Annotated in this window: 13 protein-coding genes; 7 read left to right on the top strand and 6 right to left on the bottom strand. The window is 58.8% G+C overall.

The features are described from left to right. Positions 1-119: 119 nt before the first annotated feature. On the bottom strand, positions 120-1304 hold the full coding sequence (locus RG2_RS19140; protein ID WP_033234316.1) for a thiolase family protein: 1185 nt from the start codon (positions 1302-1304) through the stop codon (positions 120-122). Next, complete coding sequence (locus tag RG2_RS19135) at positions 1301-1714, bottom strand: Zn-ribbon domain-containing OB-fold protein (RefSeq protein ID WP_033234315.1); 414 nt, start codon at positions 1712-1714, stop codon at positions 1301-1303. The genes RG2_RS19140 and RG2_RS19135 overlap by 4 nt, the downstream gene beginning before the upstream one ends. 812 nt (positions 1715-2526) lie before the next feature. Between RG2_RS19135 and RG2_RS19130 the strand changes: the two genes are divergently transcribed. Both RG2_RS19130 and RG2_RS19125 read left to right on the top strand, forming a co-directional pair. Next, positions 2527-3729 carry a CaiB/BaiF CoA transferase family protein gene (locus RG2_RS19130; RefSeq protein ID WP_033234314.1) on the top strand — a complete coding sequence of 401 codons (1203 nt, stop codon included), beginning with the start codon at positions 2527-2529 and terminating at the stop codon, positions 3727-3729. A 103-nt stretch (positions 3730-3832) separates the two neighbouring features. Next, on the top strand, positions 3833-5425 hold the full coding sequence (locus RG2_RS19125) for an MFS transporter (protein ID WP_230590136.1): 1593 nt from the start codon (positions 3833-3835) through the stop codon (positions 5423-5425). 62 nt (positions 5426-5487) lie between these two features. On the opposite strand, the gene RG2_RS19120 is transcribed toward RG2_RS19125, so the two are convergent. The 3 genes from RG2_RS19120 to RG2_RS19110 form a co-directional block, all read right to left on the bottom strand. Continuing rightward, positions 5488-6621: an NDMA-dependent alcohol dehydrogenase gene (locus tag RG2_RS19120; RefSeq protein WP_033234313.1), complete on the bottom strand. Its 1134-nt coding sequence runs from the start codon at positions 6619-6621 to the stop codon at positions 5488-5490. Between the two features lie 72 nt (positions 6622-6693). Further along, positions 6694-8130 carry an aldehyde dehydrogenase gene (locus RG2_RS19115; RefSeq protein ID WP_033234312.1) on the bottom strand — a complete coding sequence of 479 codons (1437 nt, stop codon included), beginning with the start codon at positions 8128-8130 and terminating at the stop codon, positions 6694-6696. 114 nt (positions 8131-8244) lie between these two features. Then, the gene (locus RG2_RS19110) at positions 8245-9333 is read right to left on the bottom strand and encodes a TIGR03857 family LLM class F420-dependent oxidoreductase (RefSeq protein ID WP_072782616.1); all 1089 of its coding nucleotides are present in this window, start codon (positions 9331-9333) and stop codon (positions 8245-8247) included. 96 nt (positions 9334-9429) lie between these two features. Between RG2_RS19110 and RG2_RS19105 the strand changes: the two genes are divergently transcribed. The 5 genes from RG2_RS19105 (at position 9430) to RG2_RS19085 (ending at position 13800) form a co-directional block, all read left to right on the top strand. Further along, positions 9430-10548, top strand: a complete 1119-nt coding sequence (locus RG2_RS19105) for a phosphotransferase family protein (RefSeq protein ID WP_033234311.1) — start codon at positions 9430-9432, stop codon at positions 10546-10548. Further along, positions 10545-11003: an FAS1-like dehydratase domain-containing protein gene (locus RG2_RS19100; protein ID WP_080711720.1), complete on the top strand. Its 459-nt coding sequence runs from the start codon at positions 10545-10547 to the stop codon at positions 11001-11003. The genes RG2_RS19105 and RG2_RS19100 overlap by 4 nt, the downstream gene beginning before the upstream one ends. Further along, complete coding sequence (locus RG2_RS19095) at positions 11000-11428, top strand: MaoC/PaaZ C-terminal domain-containing protein (protein ID WP_033234310.1); 429 nt, start codon at positions 11000-11002, stop codon at positions 11426-11428. The genes RG2_RS19100 and RG2_RS19095 overlap by 4 nt, the downstream gene beginning before the upstream one ends. Positions 11429-11489: 61 nt before the next feature. Then, the gene (locus tag RG2_RS19090) at positions 11490-12818 is read left to right on the top strand and encodes a TetR/AcrR family transcriptional regulator (RefSeq protein WP_033234309.1); all 1329 of its coding nucleotides are present in this window, start codon (positions 11490-11492) and stop codon (positions 12816-12818) included. 211 nt (positions 12819-13029) lie between these two features. Then, positions 13030-13800, top strand: a complete 771-nt coding sequence (locus RG2_RS19085; RefSeq protein ID WP_033234308.1) for an SDR family NAD(P)-dependent oxidoreductase — start codon at positions 13030-13032, stop codon at positions 13798-13800. Positions 13801-13931: 131 nt separating this feature from the next. Here the strand turns inward: RG2_RS19085 and RG2_RS19080 are convergent, their stop codons facing one another. Next, entirely contained in the window at positions 13932-15116 is a 1185-nt protein-coding gene (locus tag RG2_RS19080; RefSeq protein ID WP_033234307.1) for a CaiB/BaiF CoA transferase family protein, read from the bottom strand. Positions 15117-15126 lie beyond the last annotated feature (10 nt).

The raw sequence follows: 15126 nt of genomic DNA, 5'->3' as shown, positions 1-15126 counted from the left end.
CCCCCGCTCACCGGGGGAATGACGGCTTCTGAAGTGGACATCTTTCTCTCCTGGTTGTTCCGTGCGGGGCGTAGCGCAAGTTGTTGTCTACCTCGAAGGACAGTCAGCGCTGATGTTTGTCAGGCGTCGCGGCGCAGTAGCATGCAGCCAGCTTCTGGGCCACCACCGATACCAACCGCAGCAATCTCCAGATCCTTCTTGATCTGGCGGTCTCCACCCTCACCCCATAGTTGGACGCACGCCTCGTGAAGGAATCCGTAACCATGGAGTCGCCCTGCCGACAACTGACCGCCGTGCGGGTTGATGGGAAGTTCGCCGTCGAGTCGGTACACGTCCTCGTTATCCAGGAATTGTCCGACCTTGCCGTGTTCGCAGAAGCCCAAGGCTTCGATCCACTGCGTGGCGAGGTAGCTGAATCCGTCATAAAGCGTGGCAAAATCCACGTCGACCGGCTTGAGGGAGGTGGTCGCCCACATCGAATCTGCTGCATCGTGAGACGCCATAGTGGTCAGATCGGTCCGCTGGTCCCAGGTATGACGCTGTGACAGTGAGGATCCCGCTGCTTCGATGGCGATCGGTGGATTCTTGAGACCATCTGCTGCCTCCCTGCGCGAAATGACGATCGCCGTCGCGCCATCACAAGGTACGTCACAGTCGTACAGACCGAACGGCGAAGAGATCAGTCGCGCACCCAAGTAATCCTCCATCGTCATCGGATCCCGATAGATTGCATTGGGATTGAGCGCCGCGTTGCGGCGGCTGTTGATGACCAGCTTTCCGATCTGCTCGCGCGTCAAGCCGAACTCGTGCATGTAGCGCTGTGCATACATGCCAATCCAGTTAGCCGGCGAAGCTGCACCGAAAGGCACACGAAACTCCGAATGGCCTGAGGCACGGTCCATCTTGCCGGTCAGCGCCTTCGCCCGACCTGAAGCCTGGGCCGTCGCCTCCCACACGGATCGGAAGCACAAGACATGTGTCGCGCGGCCACTGGCGACAGCAGCTGCCGCGTCGAGCAGCGTACCGATCTGCCCCGAAGTCTCTACGCCGCTGACGTGCCAACGCGTATTCAATCCAAACGCGTCGCGGACGTCATGTGTCGTTGCGCCGACAAAACCACCCTCGGCAGCAACCGGACCGGGATAGCTTGCGACACCATCGATGTCATCGAACGTGAGTCCGGCATGTGCAACTGCACGCTCACTGGCTTCCAGCGCCAGATCGATACCGGTCCGCCCGATTCGGCGCCCGATCTGAGACTGTCCTATGCCCGTGATCACTGCACGGTTGTCTACGAATGTCATGCTTTCACCGGCCTGAAGAAGGGAAGTGCAACGTCGTCTTGTTCGTCGAATACCACCTCGACCGGCATGCCGATCTCCACCGCATCGACGTCACACTCGACGAGGCACGTCGTGAGGCGAACATCTGGCTGCTCGTCGAGTTCCACCATCGCAATGATGTAAGGAGGCGGAAACGCTGGGAACCACGGATGATGATTGATCGTAAATGCAGCGACCCTGCCCTTGCCGGACGCTACTTCTGCGCCGACGTCGCGACTGCGGCAGCGCCAGCACGCACCGACGGGTGGATGAATCCATCCCCGGCATGCTTTGCATCGGTAGATGCGGAGTTCGTCTTCGAACCCCCCGGTCCAGAATTCGCGTGATTCCGGGGTTATCTCGGGGAGCATTCGTCCCGCCTGATTTGACATCGAGTTCCTCCAAAAACTGTGTGGGCGTAGCGCGGACTGCCGATCAGCAAAGTCGAATCCAGCCCCCGACGTGATGCCTGTCACTCAATTTGAACAGTAGCATCTGATGGTTGTGTCACAAAAGGGCCGGACCTAGATTCACTCCGCGGACCAGGGGCCCAGCTGAAAGCTTGACCTCGAAAGCGCTGAGCATGCAATCAGTTCGCACTGACGAACAGCACACTTGCCCACATAGGTCTATTTGGCGCAATTTCCCAATTACCTGGTCTTATAGAATTGATATCCCTCAGACGTCCGCAACCAAGGAGGTGTAAACAAGTCGAGAGTTACAAGCCGAGCCAAACCACCCCGAGGGCGCAGGCATATGCCGTTTCGGAGACCCGGGGCGATCCCGCTGCAGCATCCGCCCGCTCCCACAAACCCTCAATCGACCTACGCTCTGACAGTTGTGTTCATAATTTAGCGACGTTCCAATGGCGCCACGAACCTCAATCGTCCGACAGCAAAACCGTCGCCTGTCGCGTTCACTCACAACGCCCGATCGCCGGGCGACGGCTACCACGGGGAGGATTGCCGCCCTGGCCGATCATCGAGTCGCGCATTCCATCGTCGATCCACCGCAAGTGGAACTCGACAATTCAACCAGCCGACGAATTTGTGATGCAAGCCACACAGCCTTCGGGTAGATATGTACACTAATGTCAGATTATTCGTCAGCAGAGGTCACGCCGATGCATCGCAGTACACAATCGCATCGCGGAACCTACACTGCGCCCACACTTTTGGAAGGAAATATCACTGTGGTTGGTGTAATGGAGGGAATACGCGTCGTCGAGGTTGCGGCGTGGACATACGTGCCGGTGGCGGGAGCCATTCTCACGGAGTGGGGTGCCGACGTCCTCAAGATCGAACACCCCGAGAGCGGCGATCCGCAGCGAGGCCTCGTCAGTTCCGGCCTGATTCCAGCTGGCGGTGTAGCGCACATGTTCGAACTTCCGAATCGCGGAAAGCGCAGTGTTGCACTCGATCTCAAATCAAAAGAAGGCAGGGAGGTTCTGATGAAACTCGTTGCCAGTGCAGATGTCTTTCTGACGAACTTCCGGCCGGCAGCGCGCAAGAAGCTCGGAATCGATGTCGACGATGTGCGCACACACAATGACAAGATCATCTACGTACGCGGCTCAGCCGCAGGCCAGCACGGCCCAGAGTCCGAGCGCGGTGGATACGACATGGCGTCCTTCTGGAGCCGCAGCGGTGCCGCCGACACTGTCAGCCCGACATCTCTCGGTTACCCGGTCAATATGCCAAGTCCGGCATTCGGGGACGTCTTGGGTGGCTTGACTCTGGCTGGTGCCATCTCGTCTGCGTTGTTCCACCGCGAACGAACCGGCGAGGCGCTTACTGTCGATGGCTCCCTACTCTCGCTCGGCACTTGGGCTATGGGTGCAGCAATCGCCGGAGCGCACGCATTCAAGATCGATGAATTCCCGAAGTTCACACCCGACCAGTCCCCGAACCCCCTGGTCAACAGCTATGAGACAGCGGACAATCGGCACATCTCGATCGTGATGCTCGAGTCGGATCGGTTCTGGCCCGAACTCATGACGGTTCTCGAAAGTCCGGAACTCATCGATGATCCCCGCTTCGACAGTCATGCGAAGCGAGCGAAGAACCATGTCGAATGTGTCGCAGCAGTCGCAGCCGGGTTCGCGAAGAAGACCCTCGAAGAGTGGAAGATCGCGCTCGAACCGATCAGCGGCGTGTGGGCTCCTGTTCAACGGCCACGCGAACTGATAACCGACCCTCAGGTAGAAGCAAACAACTACATTGCAGACTTGGAGGATGCCGCAGGCACTCCCTTCAAACTCGTTGCCGCACCGGTACAATTCAACGAAGAACAGGGTGAAGTGCGTCGGGCACCCGAGCACGGCGAACACACCGACGAAGTCCTGCTGGAGATCGGATTGACCATGGACGAGATCATCGGGCTCAAAGTCAGCGGAGCTGTGCTCTGAACACGCTGCACCCCAAACACCTCCACAAATAGCAAGGTCGAGGGTCCCATCTACGTGGGGCCCTCGACCTTGCTGTCGCTCGAGTCATATCAGAGAGGTGGACGTGAGCGTTCACGATGAGCAGCAATCCGACACGGAGAAACAGGAATCCGCTTCGTCCTCGGTACCAGTTCATTCTCGTCGCGACATCCGAATGGCATTGACAGGTACCCTACTCGGACTTGTCCTGGCGGCTCTGGCTTCCACGACGATACTGACATCCCTACCGATCATGATGAGCGATCTGGGTGCGGGTCAATCGGCCTACACATGGGTGGTGAGCTCGACATTGCTCACTACGACTGTCAGCCTGGCTATTTGGGGAAAGTTGGCGGATCTTTTCTCACACAAGAACTTGATGTACGGCGCCATCGGGATCTTCGTGACAGCTTCACTATTTGCAGGGCTTTCTCCGAGCGCCGAAGTCCTCATCAGTTTCCGCGCATTGCAGGGCGTCGGCGCCGGTGGGTTGATCGCCGTAGGTCCCGTACTACTGGCGGATCTTCTCAGTCCACGTGAGCGTGGACGATATGCCGGCCTGATCAGCGGAGTGATCGGAGTCGGGACAATGGGCGGGCCGGTGATCGGCGGAATCATTACCGATTCTGTCGGGTGGCGATGGAATTTCTACCTCGGAATTCCGTTTGCCATAGCCGCGGTTCTCCTGCTCCAGAAGTCCTTGCACCTACCCGTTCACAGCCGAAAGGCGCGAATCGACTGGCTTGGTGCCACGTTGATCGCAGGCGGCGCCAGTCTACTGATGCTGTGGGTGACAATGGCGGGCCACCAGTTTCCTTGGGGCTCATGGATTTCGATTTCCATGGCCACCGGAGCATTGGCCTTCGCAGTCGCCGTTGTACTAGTCGAGAGGAAGGTCGAAGAACCGGTCATCCCACTCAGTCTTCTGATGGACGCTTCCATCTCGCGCGTCGTCATTGCAAGCACCGCACTCGGTGTCACTATGCTTGCAGTCCCGACCTTCATGAGCCAGTACTTCCAGATTGCACGCGGCCTCAGCGCGTCGATGTCCGGAACATTCATGCTGTCGATGTCCCTGGCAACATTTCTCGCCGCGTCGATAGTCGGACAGGTCATCAGTCGCACCGGGCGTTGGAAACTGTGGGTGATCACAGGGAGTGTATTTCTCGTACTCGGACTGACCGGACTCGCAACTCTCAACATTTCGACAAACCCAGTCGCAGTATCCGCATATCTGGTTGCCATCGGCTTCGCTATCGGCGTCCTGATGCAAAATCTACTAATTGTCTCCCAGAACTGCGCCCCCGCTAACCAACTCGGCGCAGCCACCGCGCTGCCCGCATTCTTCCGTCAACTCGCCAGTGCGATCAGCGTCAGCATCTTGGGGGCCGTTTTGATGGCTCGCATCTCTACTTTCCAAGCAAGTCGAGTCCACTCGTCTGGCGGTTCCGAGGCCGCATCCGGGGTCTCCGTTCCCCGAATCTCGGAGTTCGACGAACCACTGCGCGGTCTCGTCCAGGAGCAATACGCCGACATCATCGGCGACCTATTCCTGTTGTGTGTTCCCCTTGCTGTGGTCGGACTGTTAGCGACGCTCGCGCTTCCCAACATCCCACTGCGAACCAAGACCGCCCTACAGGAACGAGATCTTGGCACGAGCATCGAATCGTCCACTTGAACAAGAAGATACAAAACGGAGCTCCTACCCGAATCGAGTAGGAGCTCCGCTTGTGAACACGGTCAGGATGTGACGGCGTCCGCTGCCGGGTACCTGAGCACGCCACGAATGTTTCGACCTGCACGCATGTCGTCGTACCCGTCGTTGACCTTCTCCAACGGGTAAGTCCGTGTCACCATCGAATCGAGATCAACTTCGCCTGCACTCCACAACTCCAACACCTTGGGGATATCACCCCGAGGATTGGCCGAACCGTAGAGACTTCCGACAATCTGTTTTTCCTGCAGAGTCAGGTCCATCAGACTCACCGAAACCTCCCGCTCCGCCATCGGGTGAATATTCGTGACGACTACGCGACCGCGCTTGGCTGTCATCGCCAAGGCCTTCGCGATGAGCTGACCGTCGCCCACACCCATTGCGCAGATGAACTTATCTGCACCGCGATGCCACGTCGCTTCGGCAACAACAGATTTGGCCTCTTCCCAAGATGCTGCGACGTGCGTCGCACCCATCTTGAGGGCCTCTTCACGCTTGAACTCGTTGGGATCGATTGCCGTGATGGTCCGAGCACCGGCGAGCCTGGCCCCTTGAACAGCAGCCGCTCCGATTCCTCCGACGCCCGCCACCACCACGGTATCTCCGGGTTGGACGTCTGCCGTGTACACCGCAGACCCCCACCCGGTAATGAACCCGCAGCCGAGTAGACATGCCCGATCGAGCGCATGGTGCGGTTCGATCTTGATGCAGCTCGCCTCATTGACGACAGTGTGGTGCGCAAAGGATCCGATTCCGCACGCGAGCGCGAGATCCTGGTCCCTGATGTGATGCCGGGCGGTGTCGTCGAATATCTGCCGGCCGGTGTAGATCTTCGCGCCGAGATCGCAGAGATTCTGGTGTCCACTCGAGCATGACGGACAACGCCCGCAGGACGGGATGAATCCGAAAACCACATGGTCTCCCGGCTTGAGCCAAGAGACATGTGAGCCAACCTCTTTGACCACGCCGGCACCTTCGTGCCCGCCGATACACGGGAGATGGAACGGCATATCCCCGGTCACGATATGTTCGTCCGAATGGCACATTCCGGAGGCATGGAGTTCTACCAATACCTCCTGCTCCTTCGGCGCGTCGAGCGTGATCGTTTCAATCGACCAGGGAGAGTTACGCTCCCAGAGGACTGCTGCCTGGGTCTCCATACATTTCCTTCCATTGGACGCAGACATTGCGAGAACGTCAGCAAAGTCTTTGTAAGTCAAATATGTGCGGGGTCAGCCGATAATCGACTGCGACTCCAGGTAGCTGGCAATCCCTTCAGGACCACCTTCCCTACCGATACCCGACTTCTTGAATCCACCGAACGGGCTTCCGAAATCGAGCGGAGCCGCCGAGTTGATCGAGACTGATCCGACTCGCATGCGTGCGGCCACTCGAGCCGCACGATCCCGGTTCGAAGACCACACGGCACCTGCAAGTCCGTATTCGGAGTCATTGGCTATCGCTACCGCATCGTCCTCGTCGCTGTACGCAATGACGACAGCAACGGGTCCGAATAGTTCGTCACGGGCGATCGCCATCTGATTGTCGACATCCGCCACGACTGTGGGGCTCACATACCAACCCGAGTCCAGACCTTCAGGCCGCACTCCACCGACGACTACACGAGCCCCCTCCGCGGCTGCGCGCTGTACGTAACCTTCGATGCGGTCACGGGCAGTTCGGTTGATGACGGGACCTACATCGGTCGTGCGATCCGCGGGATTACCCACAGTCAATTCAGCGACTGCTGAACCGAGGGCATCGACCACCTCGTCATAACGAGACTGCGGCACCAGGATTCGTGTCTGCGCGGCACACACCTGACCGTTGTTGGCCATCACACCGGTGACCAAGCCCCCGATCGTCTTGGCGTCAAGCTCGATGTCGTCCAAAACGAGTGCAGCCGATTTTCCGCCGAGTTCGAGGCCGTATCGACGCACATCGGCAGCACAGACGGCACCGATTCGTTGGCCCGCCGCCGTCGAACCGGTGAAGCTCACCTTGTCCACACCGGGGTGCGCTACCAACGCTTCACCGGTAGCCACGTCGCCGGAAACGATGTTGATTACGCCCGGAGGGATGCCGGCCGCCTCGATGACCTCGGTCAGCATCGACAATGCCAGCGGCGCATCGGGCGAAGGCTTCAATACCATGGTGCAGCCAGCAGCCATAGCTGGCGCAATCTTCAGCATCGCAGTGAAAAGCGGTGCGTTCCACGGAAGAATTGCCCCGACAACGCCGACCGGAAGCTGACGAACCAGCACCGTACCACCCATGATCGAGGCACGAAATTCCTCGAAACTGTAATCGGCAGTGATCTTTTCATAAGTTCGCAGCACTCCGAGTGCGGTACCGATCTGCCCGAACGACGCCCACTTCCGTGGCGAGCCCATCTCCGCCGAAATCAGATCGGCGAATTCCTTCGATCGCGCCTCGATGACATCGGCCAACCGGCCGATGGCCGCAGCGCGGTCGGTGGGTGTGCTGGTTGCCCAGGGGCCCCGATCGAGCGCGACACGTGCAGCCTCAATTGCAGACCCCACCTCGTCCGCGGTCGCTGCGCTGACGCAACCGACTATCTCACCCGTGGCGGGCGAGGTCACGTCGATCCGTTCGCCCGCGCTGGGACTCCATTCACCCGAGACATAGGTGCCTTCGTATGCGTGCACAACATCCCTCTCACTTTGGCCAAAAACTGCATCGCGGGTTATCGATTCCTCGACAGCTTCACGCAACGCCCATCAAGATTCTGGCAGTAATGTCACCTTACGGCAAGGGGCAGTTCAGACTCGCTCCACCACAGATCCCAGCTGATCGGGCGTGCTGCCGTGCAGTACCAACTCATCAGCTCCGGCCTCTCGATAGCGATCGAACATGGTGCGGCATTCACCGGGCGATCCGAGCGCCGCTGCACCACGGATCCATTCGACTGGGAGCGCCTGGGCGGCTTCAGTCAACTGCGCTCGCGTTCGCACTGAATCTGCAGCTCCTTTCACGCCGGAAAGCTGGGGGTGCGCACGCAGCGTGGCGAGCAACTCCGGGTCCCATCCGTTCACCTTGGCAAGCTGCTCGCCGAACGTCGGAATTTGGTAATACGTCACTGCGCGGCCACCGACCACCGATGCTTCTTCCTCTGGATCAAGACCCGAGGCAACGACCACCGTCGCGTATATCCGCACTGAATCAGGATTGCGCCCGGCAGCAGAGGCCGCCGCGTGCACGGCGTCAACTGAGCGCCTGACCGCATCCGGGGTCAAAAAGGGGTGCAGCAGAACACCATCGAAATAACGGCCCGCCAATTCCAAACCCTTGGGTCCGATAGCTGCAAAGACGAGCGGTGGAGCGGGCATATCCGGAATGTCGTTGAGGCGGAGAGACGGGTACCGGCCTGCTGGTCCTTCGTACTTCACCTTCTCCCCCCGACAGAGTCGACGAAAAATGTCTGCCGAGTCGATGATCGACGCGTTGGTTGATTTAGGCAGGCCGACGGCACTCCACATCTGATCTACCGAACGGCCGATGCCGATCACGATCCTGCCGTCGGAGAGACCCTGCGCCGTCATCGCCAGCGACGCAAGTATGGCGGGATGCCGGGACTGGAAGTGTGTTATGCCAGCGGCAATCTTGATATTCGTGGTGACCTGACTGAGAGCCCCCGCGAGAACACCGAAGTCCTTGGTACCCCAGCGTTCACTGAGCCAGAGTGTGTCCAAGCCCAGACGCTCCGCTTCGACCGCCTGAGCGATAGCTGGGCGAGGATCCGGCACTCGACCCGGCAAGGTGTACGCACCGAGTCCGAGTCGCTTACCGAGCGCGACAGCTCCATCGCTGGGGCCGGCGACAACGACATTGTTGGAATTTTCCTCATTCATGACTGTATTCTGACAGTCTTGGTCACATAATGGAATGGTCCGGCAGGTCGCCGTCAATCCACGGTGACCGACCCGGCCCAAAGAAAAGGAGGCTCCATGGCCTACACAGCGACTCGCGGGCAACTCGAGGGCGATGTCCGCGAAACCCTCGAGCGATGGCTGCCTTCACGACTTGCCCCCAGCGGTCAAAGCAACTTCGAAATCTCGGAGTTCTCCGCTCCGGACGCGGGGTATTCCGGAAAAACGGTGTTCTTCACGGCATCCTGGAACGAACGCGGCGGCGAAACCCACCGCGAAGACCTCGTCCTACGCACGCAGGCTTCCGACCACCAACTGTTCGTCGAACCCGATGCCGTGAGACAGGCCGAAGTCATGCGAATGCTCGGCCGACACAACGACGTGAAAACTCCCGAAATCGTTTTGACCGAACGGGATCCGAGCATTCTCGGCGCCCCGTTCTATCTGATGAAGCGCGTGAACGGTCGCACGCCCTCGGACGTTCCCAGTTGGCACAAACGCGGATGGGCAGTAGATCTCACCCCGTCAGAGCGAGAGCTTATGTGCAACAACGCACTAAAATCACTCGTTGCGGTTCACCGTATCTCCGATCCAGACGACCTCACCTTCCTCCGAGGCGACCTTGATGACGCCGACGGAAGTACTGCACTGCAGCGATACGTCACCCACCTGCATGCGTGGTACGAAGGATGCCGCCCTGATCTTGTCGTGGGCACCGACGCATTGGCACGCGCGATTTCCGAACTGGTCGACTACACGCCGAAGACCAATGCAGAAGGTGTTGTCTGGGGCGACGCACGCGTCGGGAATATGTCATTCGCGGACGACCATTCGGTTGCGGCACTCTTCGACTGGGAGACCGCGACAACAGGCCCCCCTGATATCGATCTGGGTTGGTGGTTGATGTTCGAACGCTACCTCTGTGAATCCCTCGGGTTCTCCCGACTTCCCGGCGTCCCCGACGACGCCGAAACTGTGCGCCGATACGAAGAGTTGGGCGGACGACTCACCGGTGACATCAGTTACTACACCCTGCTGGCCGCATTTGTACTGGCACTGATAACGAACCGACTCGCGTCGCTGCTCACTCGTGACGGACTTGACGCCGAGATCGCGCGAACATATCCCGCCACTGCTGTAGCGCTCGTCGAACAGTATCTCTACGAACATCAACGTCAAAGGAAAACTGCACCATGACAATCAGCTCTCGAACGACACCAGCACCGTCACCCGTAGGAGCGGTGGGAGGCGAATGGGAGGTGCATGTCGAACGCGGAAAAATCCGAGAGTTTGCCGCTGCCATGCAATCCGAGAATCCTGCATATCAAGGACCCGACGCCGTCATTCCTCCGACATTCTTGATCACTGCCGCCCAATGGGCGCCCCCAGGAGTTCGCATCACTCTCGGATTCGAGCGCAAGCGACTTCTCCACGGTGAACAGGAGTACATCATTCATGGTGCTGTCCCCAAGGCCGGCGACACGTTGATTGCTCGAGAACGGGTGATCGACCGATATGCGAAGCCAGGAAAGCGTGGTGGGGAAATGAAATTCGCCGTGATCGCAACCGAATTCCACTCCCCGGACGGTGAACTGATCGCGGAAGCCCGTGGCACATTCATCGAGACAGCGGCAAAGGACAACACGAAATGACTAACGCCACCGCCGGCATCACCGTGGGGACAACCGCCGAATCTCGCACGTTCGGCCCGCTCACTACACAGATGTTCGTTCGCTACTCGGGAGCGTCCGGCGACCTCAACCCCATGCACTACGACGACGCTCTTGCTCGCGCAGCAGGAAATCCATCTGTGTTCTCACAGGGCATGCACCAATCGGCACTGCTCGCGACTTTTGCGACGGATTGGCTCGGAGCCGAGAACGTCAGGCGCTTCGCAGTCCGATTCCGGGAACAGGTGTGGCCCGGGGACGTTTTGACCTGCACGGGCGAAGTCATCTCGACCGAACCTGCCGCGAATGGCGCAGAGTTGGTTACGGTTACTCTCACCTGCACACGTCAAACGGGAGGAATTGCGATCAGCGGATCAGCGGATTTCCTGATCGCCCGCACTCGGTAATCGTGGCCACCTCAATGTAGATCTCGCGATCTATACCTACTAGCCAGTAAGATGTGCATTGATGTCAGAAACACCGATCACCCGCCGAGCAAGCTACGGCCCGTCAAGCCCCGAAGTGGGCAGTCGGGGCGCCAACACACGCAGCAAGATCGTAGAGGTCTCGCTGGATCTATTCGCAGAGGTCGGGTTCTTCAACACCTCTGTCGATGCGATCGCAAAATCTGCGAATATCTCACGTGCCACCTTGTATCAGTATTTTCCCGGCAAAGACGAGATATTCCTGGAACTACTCGACGAGTGCGGGCGCGCCCTCTTCCGCGTAGCTCGCCGCATCGGCCCGCTTGGGCCCACCGACGTGGGATTCGACAACTTGAATTGGTGGCTCGGCGAGTGGAGTTGGGTCTTCGAGAAATATTCGACGATGTTCGTGCAGTGGACGGGTGTGGCCTCGTCGGATACTGCTGTGCGCCCAGAGATCAGCCGCTTCCTTGGCGGATACAACCAGCGACTCGCTGATCGGATCAAGTCTTCTAACGTCGAAGGCCTCGATTCGATGGCTGCTGCGATGACGATAACTGCTCTGGTTCACAGAATGAATCTCTTCATCCACACGGACCGCGCGTACGGGCGAGACATCCAGTCCATCGTCGACGCCATGTCCGTGTATTTGCAACTGTTCCTGTTCCCCGAAACTCCAGGCTCGGTCCTAAGCAGTCTGCCACTTCGCACCGCGGGCAAGAGTTTCATCGAGGTGCCGGTCCCACCGTCAACTGACGGCCTGACGATCGACGATCGAATCAGCGGGTTGAGCAAGCGCGCCGTCAACACGGTACGCACGCTCGTAGAAGCAGGGGCGGTCCAGTTCCGCCAGAAGGGTTACCACCGCACGAGCGTGGATGACATCGTCGAAGAAGCCGGATTCGCACGCGGCACCTTCTACAAGTACTTCAGCGAGAAACAGGACCTGCTGGTTGCGCTCAGTACCGAAGCAGTCGCTTCGACTGTAGATCATGCCGAACGAATCCGTCACATCGATCCGACATCCACGGATGAAACGGAACTCCGCGAGTGGCTGGTTAGTTTCGCCGAGTTCTCTTCGCATTACTCAGGTTCGATCGACGCTTGGGCAGAGAAGAGTATAGGCGACAACATCGTCTCCGAGCTGGGTGCGTACGGCCAGTCCGTAATGGACGATGCCTTGTTGTCGGTCCTCACCTCACGTCAACGCGACTATCCGTTCGACCCGGAGGTGTCCGCGATGATTTTCCGCGCCATCATTGCACGTGTTCCGCAGGCTTCGCAGGAGTTGCCCGAGCCACTGTCACGAGATGAATCCATCGATCTCTTGGTGGCATGCATCCAACGAGGATTCTTCCGCCACGCCAAGTAATTTCTGACAGTCTAGACATATTGACTACCCGCCGTCGCTCCAATCGGTTGGCGGGCTGATTTGTTGTACTAGAACGGCAATTCACGCGAATGCAACCGCGGATCCAGATCATTCTCCCCTTTTCTATTGAATATTTCTGACATGTATGTCATTTTGAAAGGAGGCACGTTTCCTAGAGGCCCTAAGTTTCAGATTCAGGAGAGGAACCACCATGGATATCAGCACAGCGTCCGCATTGGTCACCGGAGGTGCGGGCGGTCTCGGTGAAGCCACCGTTCGCCAGCTGGTAGGCGCCGGAACTGCAGTTGTCATCGCCGATCTCAACGACGAACGCGGCAAGGCACTGGAAGTAGAACTCGGAGACAAGGTTCGTTACGTCAATACCGACGTACTCGACGAAGCCAGCGTCAACGCAGCGATCGCCGTGGCACAAGAGTTGGCGCCGCTTCGAATCGTCGTCAACGCCCACGGCGGCGGAGCCGGCGCATCCCGGGTTGTCGGACGCGACGGCGAACCCGCATCCTTCGAACAATTCCAGTGGTATGTCAATCTCTTCCTCAACGGTACGTTCAACGTGCTCCGACTGGGAGCGGCCGCCATGGCAAGAAACGAGGCAGATCCGTCCAGCGGCCGTGGCGTAATCGTGAACACGGCCAGCATTGCAGCTTTCGAGGGTCAGATCGGTCAGACGGCCTATTCAGCAGCTAAGGGTGGCGTTGTCGGACTCACACTGCCCGCCGCTCGCGATCTAACCAAACTCGGTATCCGCGTTATGGCAATCGCCCCAGGCACATTCTTCACCCCTGCCTTCAAGATGGAACGTGACGAAGCCGAGAAGCATTGGGGCTCAACGGTCCCCTTCCCGAACCGCATGGGTAGCCCGTCGGAGTACGCGGCACTGGTCCAGCACATCGCCGAGAACGACTACCTCAACGGCGAAGTTATCCGTATCGACGGCGCACTCCGCTTCCAACCTAAGTAGGTCACCGCAAAATTGGCGATCAGGACATACGAGAGGATCTCCTGCTCGCACCCGTCGCATTCGCGGCACAGAAAAGAGGGTCTGTATCCGGCACTACCGGATACAGACCCTCCTTCTTTGTCGGCTCTGGATCAAATTACGGAAGTCGAACGTAGCCTCTCGATGTCCGACGGGGAACGACCCAACTCCGCAAGGATTGCTGCACTGTGCTCCCCGAGCGCCGGTACCGGGTCCATCCGCGCTTCCACCCCTTCCAGACTGGCGGGCGGCAGCATCGCAGCAATTGCGCCACTCGGGGTTTCTACATCACGCCACCGATTACGCTCACTCAGAACGGGATGCGCCCACAGTTCGTCCATTGTGTTCATCCGTGCGTTCGCGATCGACGAGGCTTCAAGGGTTGCGGCCAGTTCCTCGACCGTAAATCTCGCGACGCCCTTCGTGATGATCCGTTCGAGCTCGTCGCGATTTGTGACCCGATCCGAGTTCTTCGCAAATCTCGGATCATCGACAAGTTCTGGGGAGCACAGGATTTCGGTACACAACGTCGCCCACTCGCGTTGGTTCTGAACCGCAAGCAGAAGCACTCCACCGTCACCTGCAGTGAACGGTCCATAGGGCGCAATGGTTGCGTGGCGCGCACCCGTCCTCTGCGGACTGTTGCCGCCATATCGCGTGTAGTAGGCGGGTGAGCCCATCCATTCTGTCAAAGCCTCGAACAACGAAACACTCACGGCCCGAGCTGTTCCGGTTGTCGCCCGCGTGTAGAGCGCAGTCAAGATTCCCGAGAACGCGAAGCTTCCCGCTGCAATGTCGGCCACCGAAATACCAGCTTTGGCAACACCTTCCGGAAATCCTGTAACGGACAACAGACCGGACTCGGCCTGAACCAACAAATCATAGGCTTTGCGGGACTGCCACGGACCGTCTGCACCGTAACCTGAGATGTCACACACGATAAGTGACGGGTGCGTCGATGCGAGATCTTCAGCGCTCAATCCCATCCGCCGAGTGGCGCCCGGTCCGAGGTTCTGAACAAAAACGTCAGCCTCCGCCAGAAGTTCCTCCAAGACGCGCAGGCCCTCTGGATCTTTCACGTCCAGGGTGAGCGACTCCTTGGACCGATTCAACCAGACGAAGTAACTCGATTGCCCGTGAACCGTCTCGTCGTAGCCGCGGGCAAAGTCACCTGCATCCGGCCGTTCGATCTTGATTACCCGCGCGCCGAGGTCTGCGAGCTGACGGGTGGCATACGGGGCCGCCACCGCTTGCTCGAGACTGACGACAGTGACTCCTGCGAGTGGTAAATCGGTCATTTTCACATCC

The sequence above is a fragment of the Rhodococcus globerulus NBRC 14531 genome (genome assembly GCF_001894805.1).
GTDB lineage: Bacteria > Actinomycetota > Actinomycetes > Mycobacteriales > Mycobacteriaceae > Rhodococcus_F > Rhodococcus_F globerula.
Note: the sequence above shows the minus strand (reverse complement) of the source record. Positions and strands in the feature narration are given on the sequence as shown.

Excerpts from the sequence above, each read along its gene's own strand:
- RG2_RS19140 (WP_033234316.1), bottom strand. The coding sequence starts at position 1,304 with ATGACATTCGTAGACAACCGTGCAGTGATCACGGGCATAGGACAGTCT.
- RG2_RS19135 (WP_033234315.1), bottom strand. The coding sequence starts at position 1,714 with ATGTCAAATCAGGCGGGACGAATGCTCCCCGAGATAACCCCGGAATCA.
- RG2_RS19130 (WP_033234314.1), top strand. The coding sequence starts at position 2,527 with ATGGAGGGAATACGCGTCGTCGAGGTTGCGGCGTGGACATACGTGCCG.
- RG2_RS19120 (WP_033234313.1), bottom strand. The coding sequence starts at position 6,621 with ATGGAGACCCAGGCAGCAGTCCTCTGGGAGCGTAACTCTCCCTGGTCG.
- RG2_RS19110 (WP_072782616.1), bottom strand. The coding sequence starts at position 9,333 with ATGAATGAGGAAAATTCCAACAATGTCGTTGTCGCCGGCCCCAGCGAT.
- RG2_RS19105 (WP_033234311.1), top strand. The coding sequence starts at position 9,430 with ATGGCCTACACAGCGACTCGCGGGCAACTCGAGGGCGATGTCCGCGAA.
- RG2_RS19100 (WP_080711720.1), top strand. The coding sequence starts at position 10,545 with ATGACAATCAGCTCTCGAACGACACCAGCACCGTCACCCGTAGGAGCG.
- RG2_RS19095 (WP_033234310.1), top strand. The coding sequence starts at position 11,000 with ATGACTAACGCCACCGCCGGCATCACCGTGGGGACAACCGCCGAATCT.
- RG2_RS19090 (WP_033234309.1), top strand. The coding sequence starts at position 11,490 with ATGTCAGAAACACCGATCACCCGCCGAGCAAGCTACGGCCCGTCAAGC.
- RG2_RS19085 (WP_033234308.1), top strand. The coding sequence starts at position 13,030 with ATGGATATCAGCACAGCGTCCGCATTGGTCACCGGAGGTGCGGGCGGT.
- RG2_RS19080 (WP_033234307.1), bottom strand. The coding sequence starts at position 15,116 with ATGACCGATTTACCACTCGCAGGAGTCACTGTCGTCAGTCTCGAGCAA.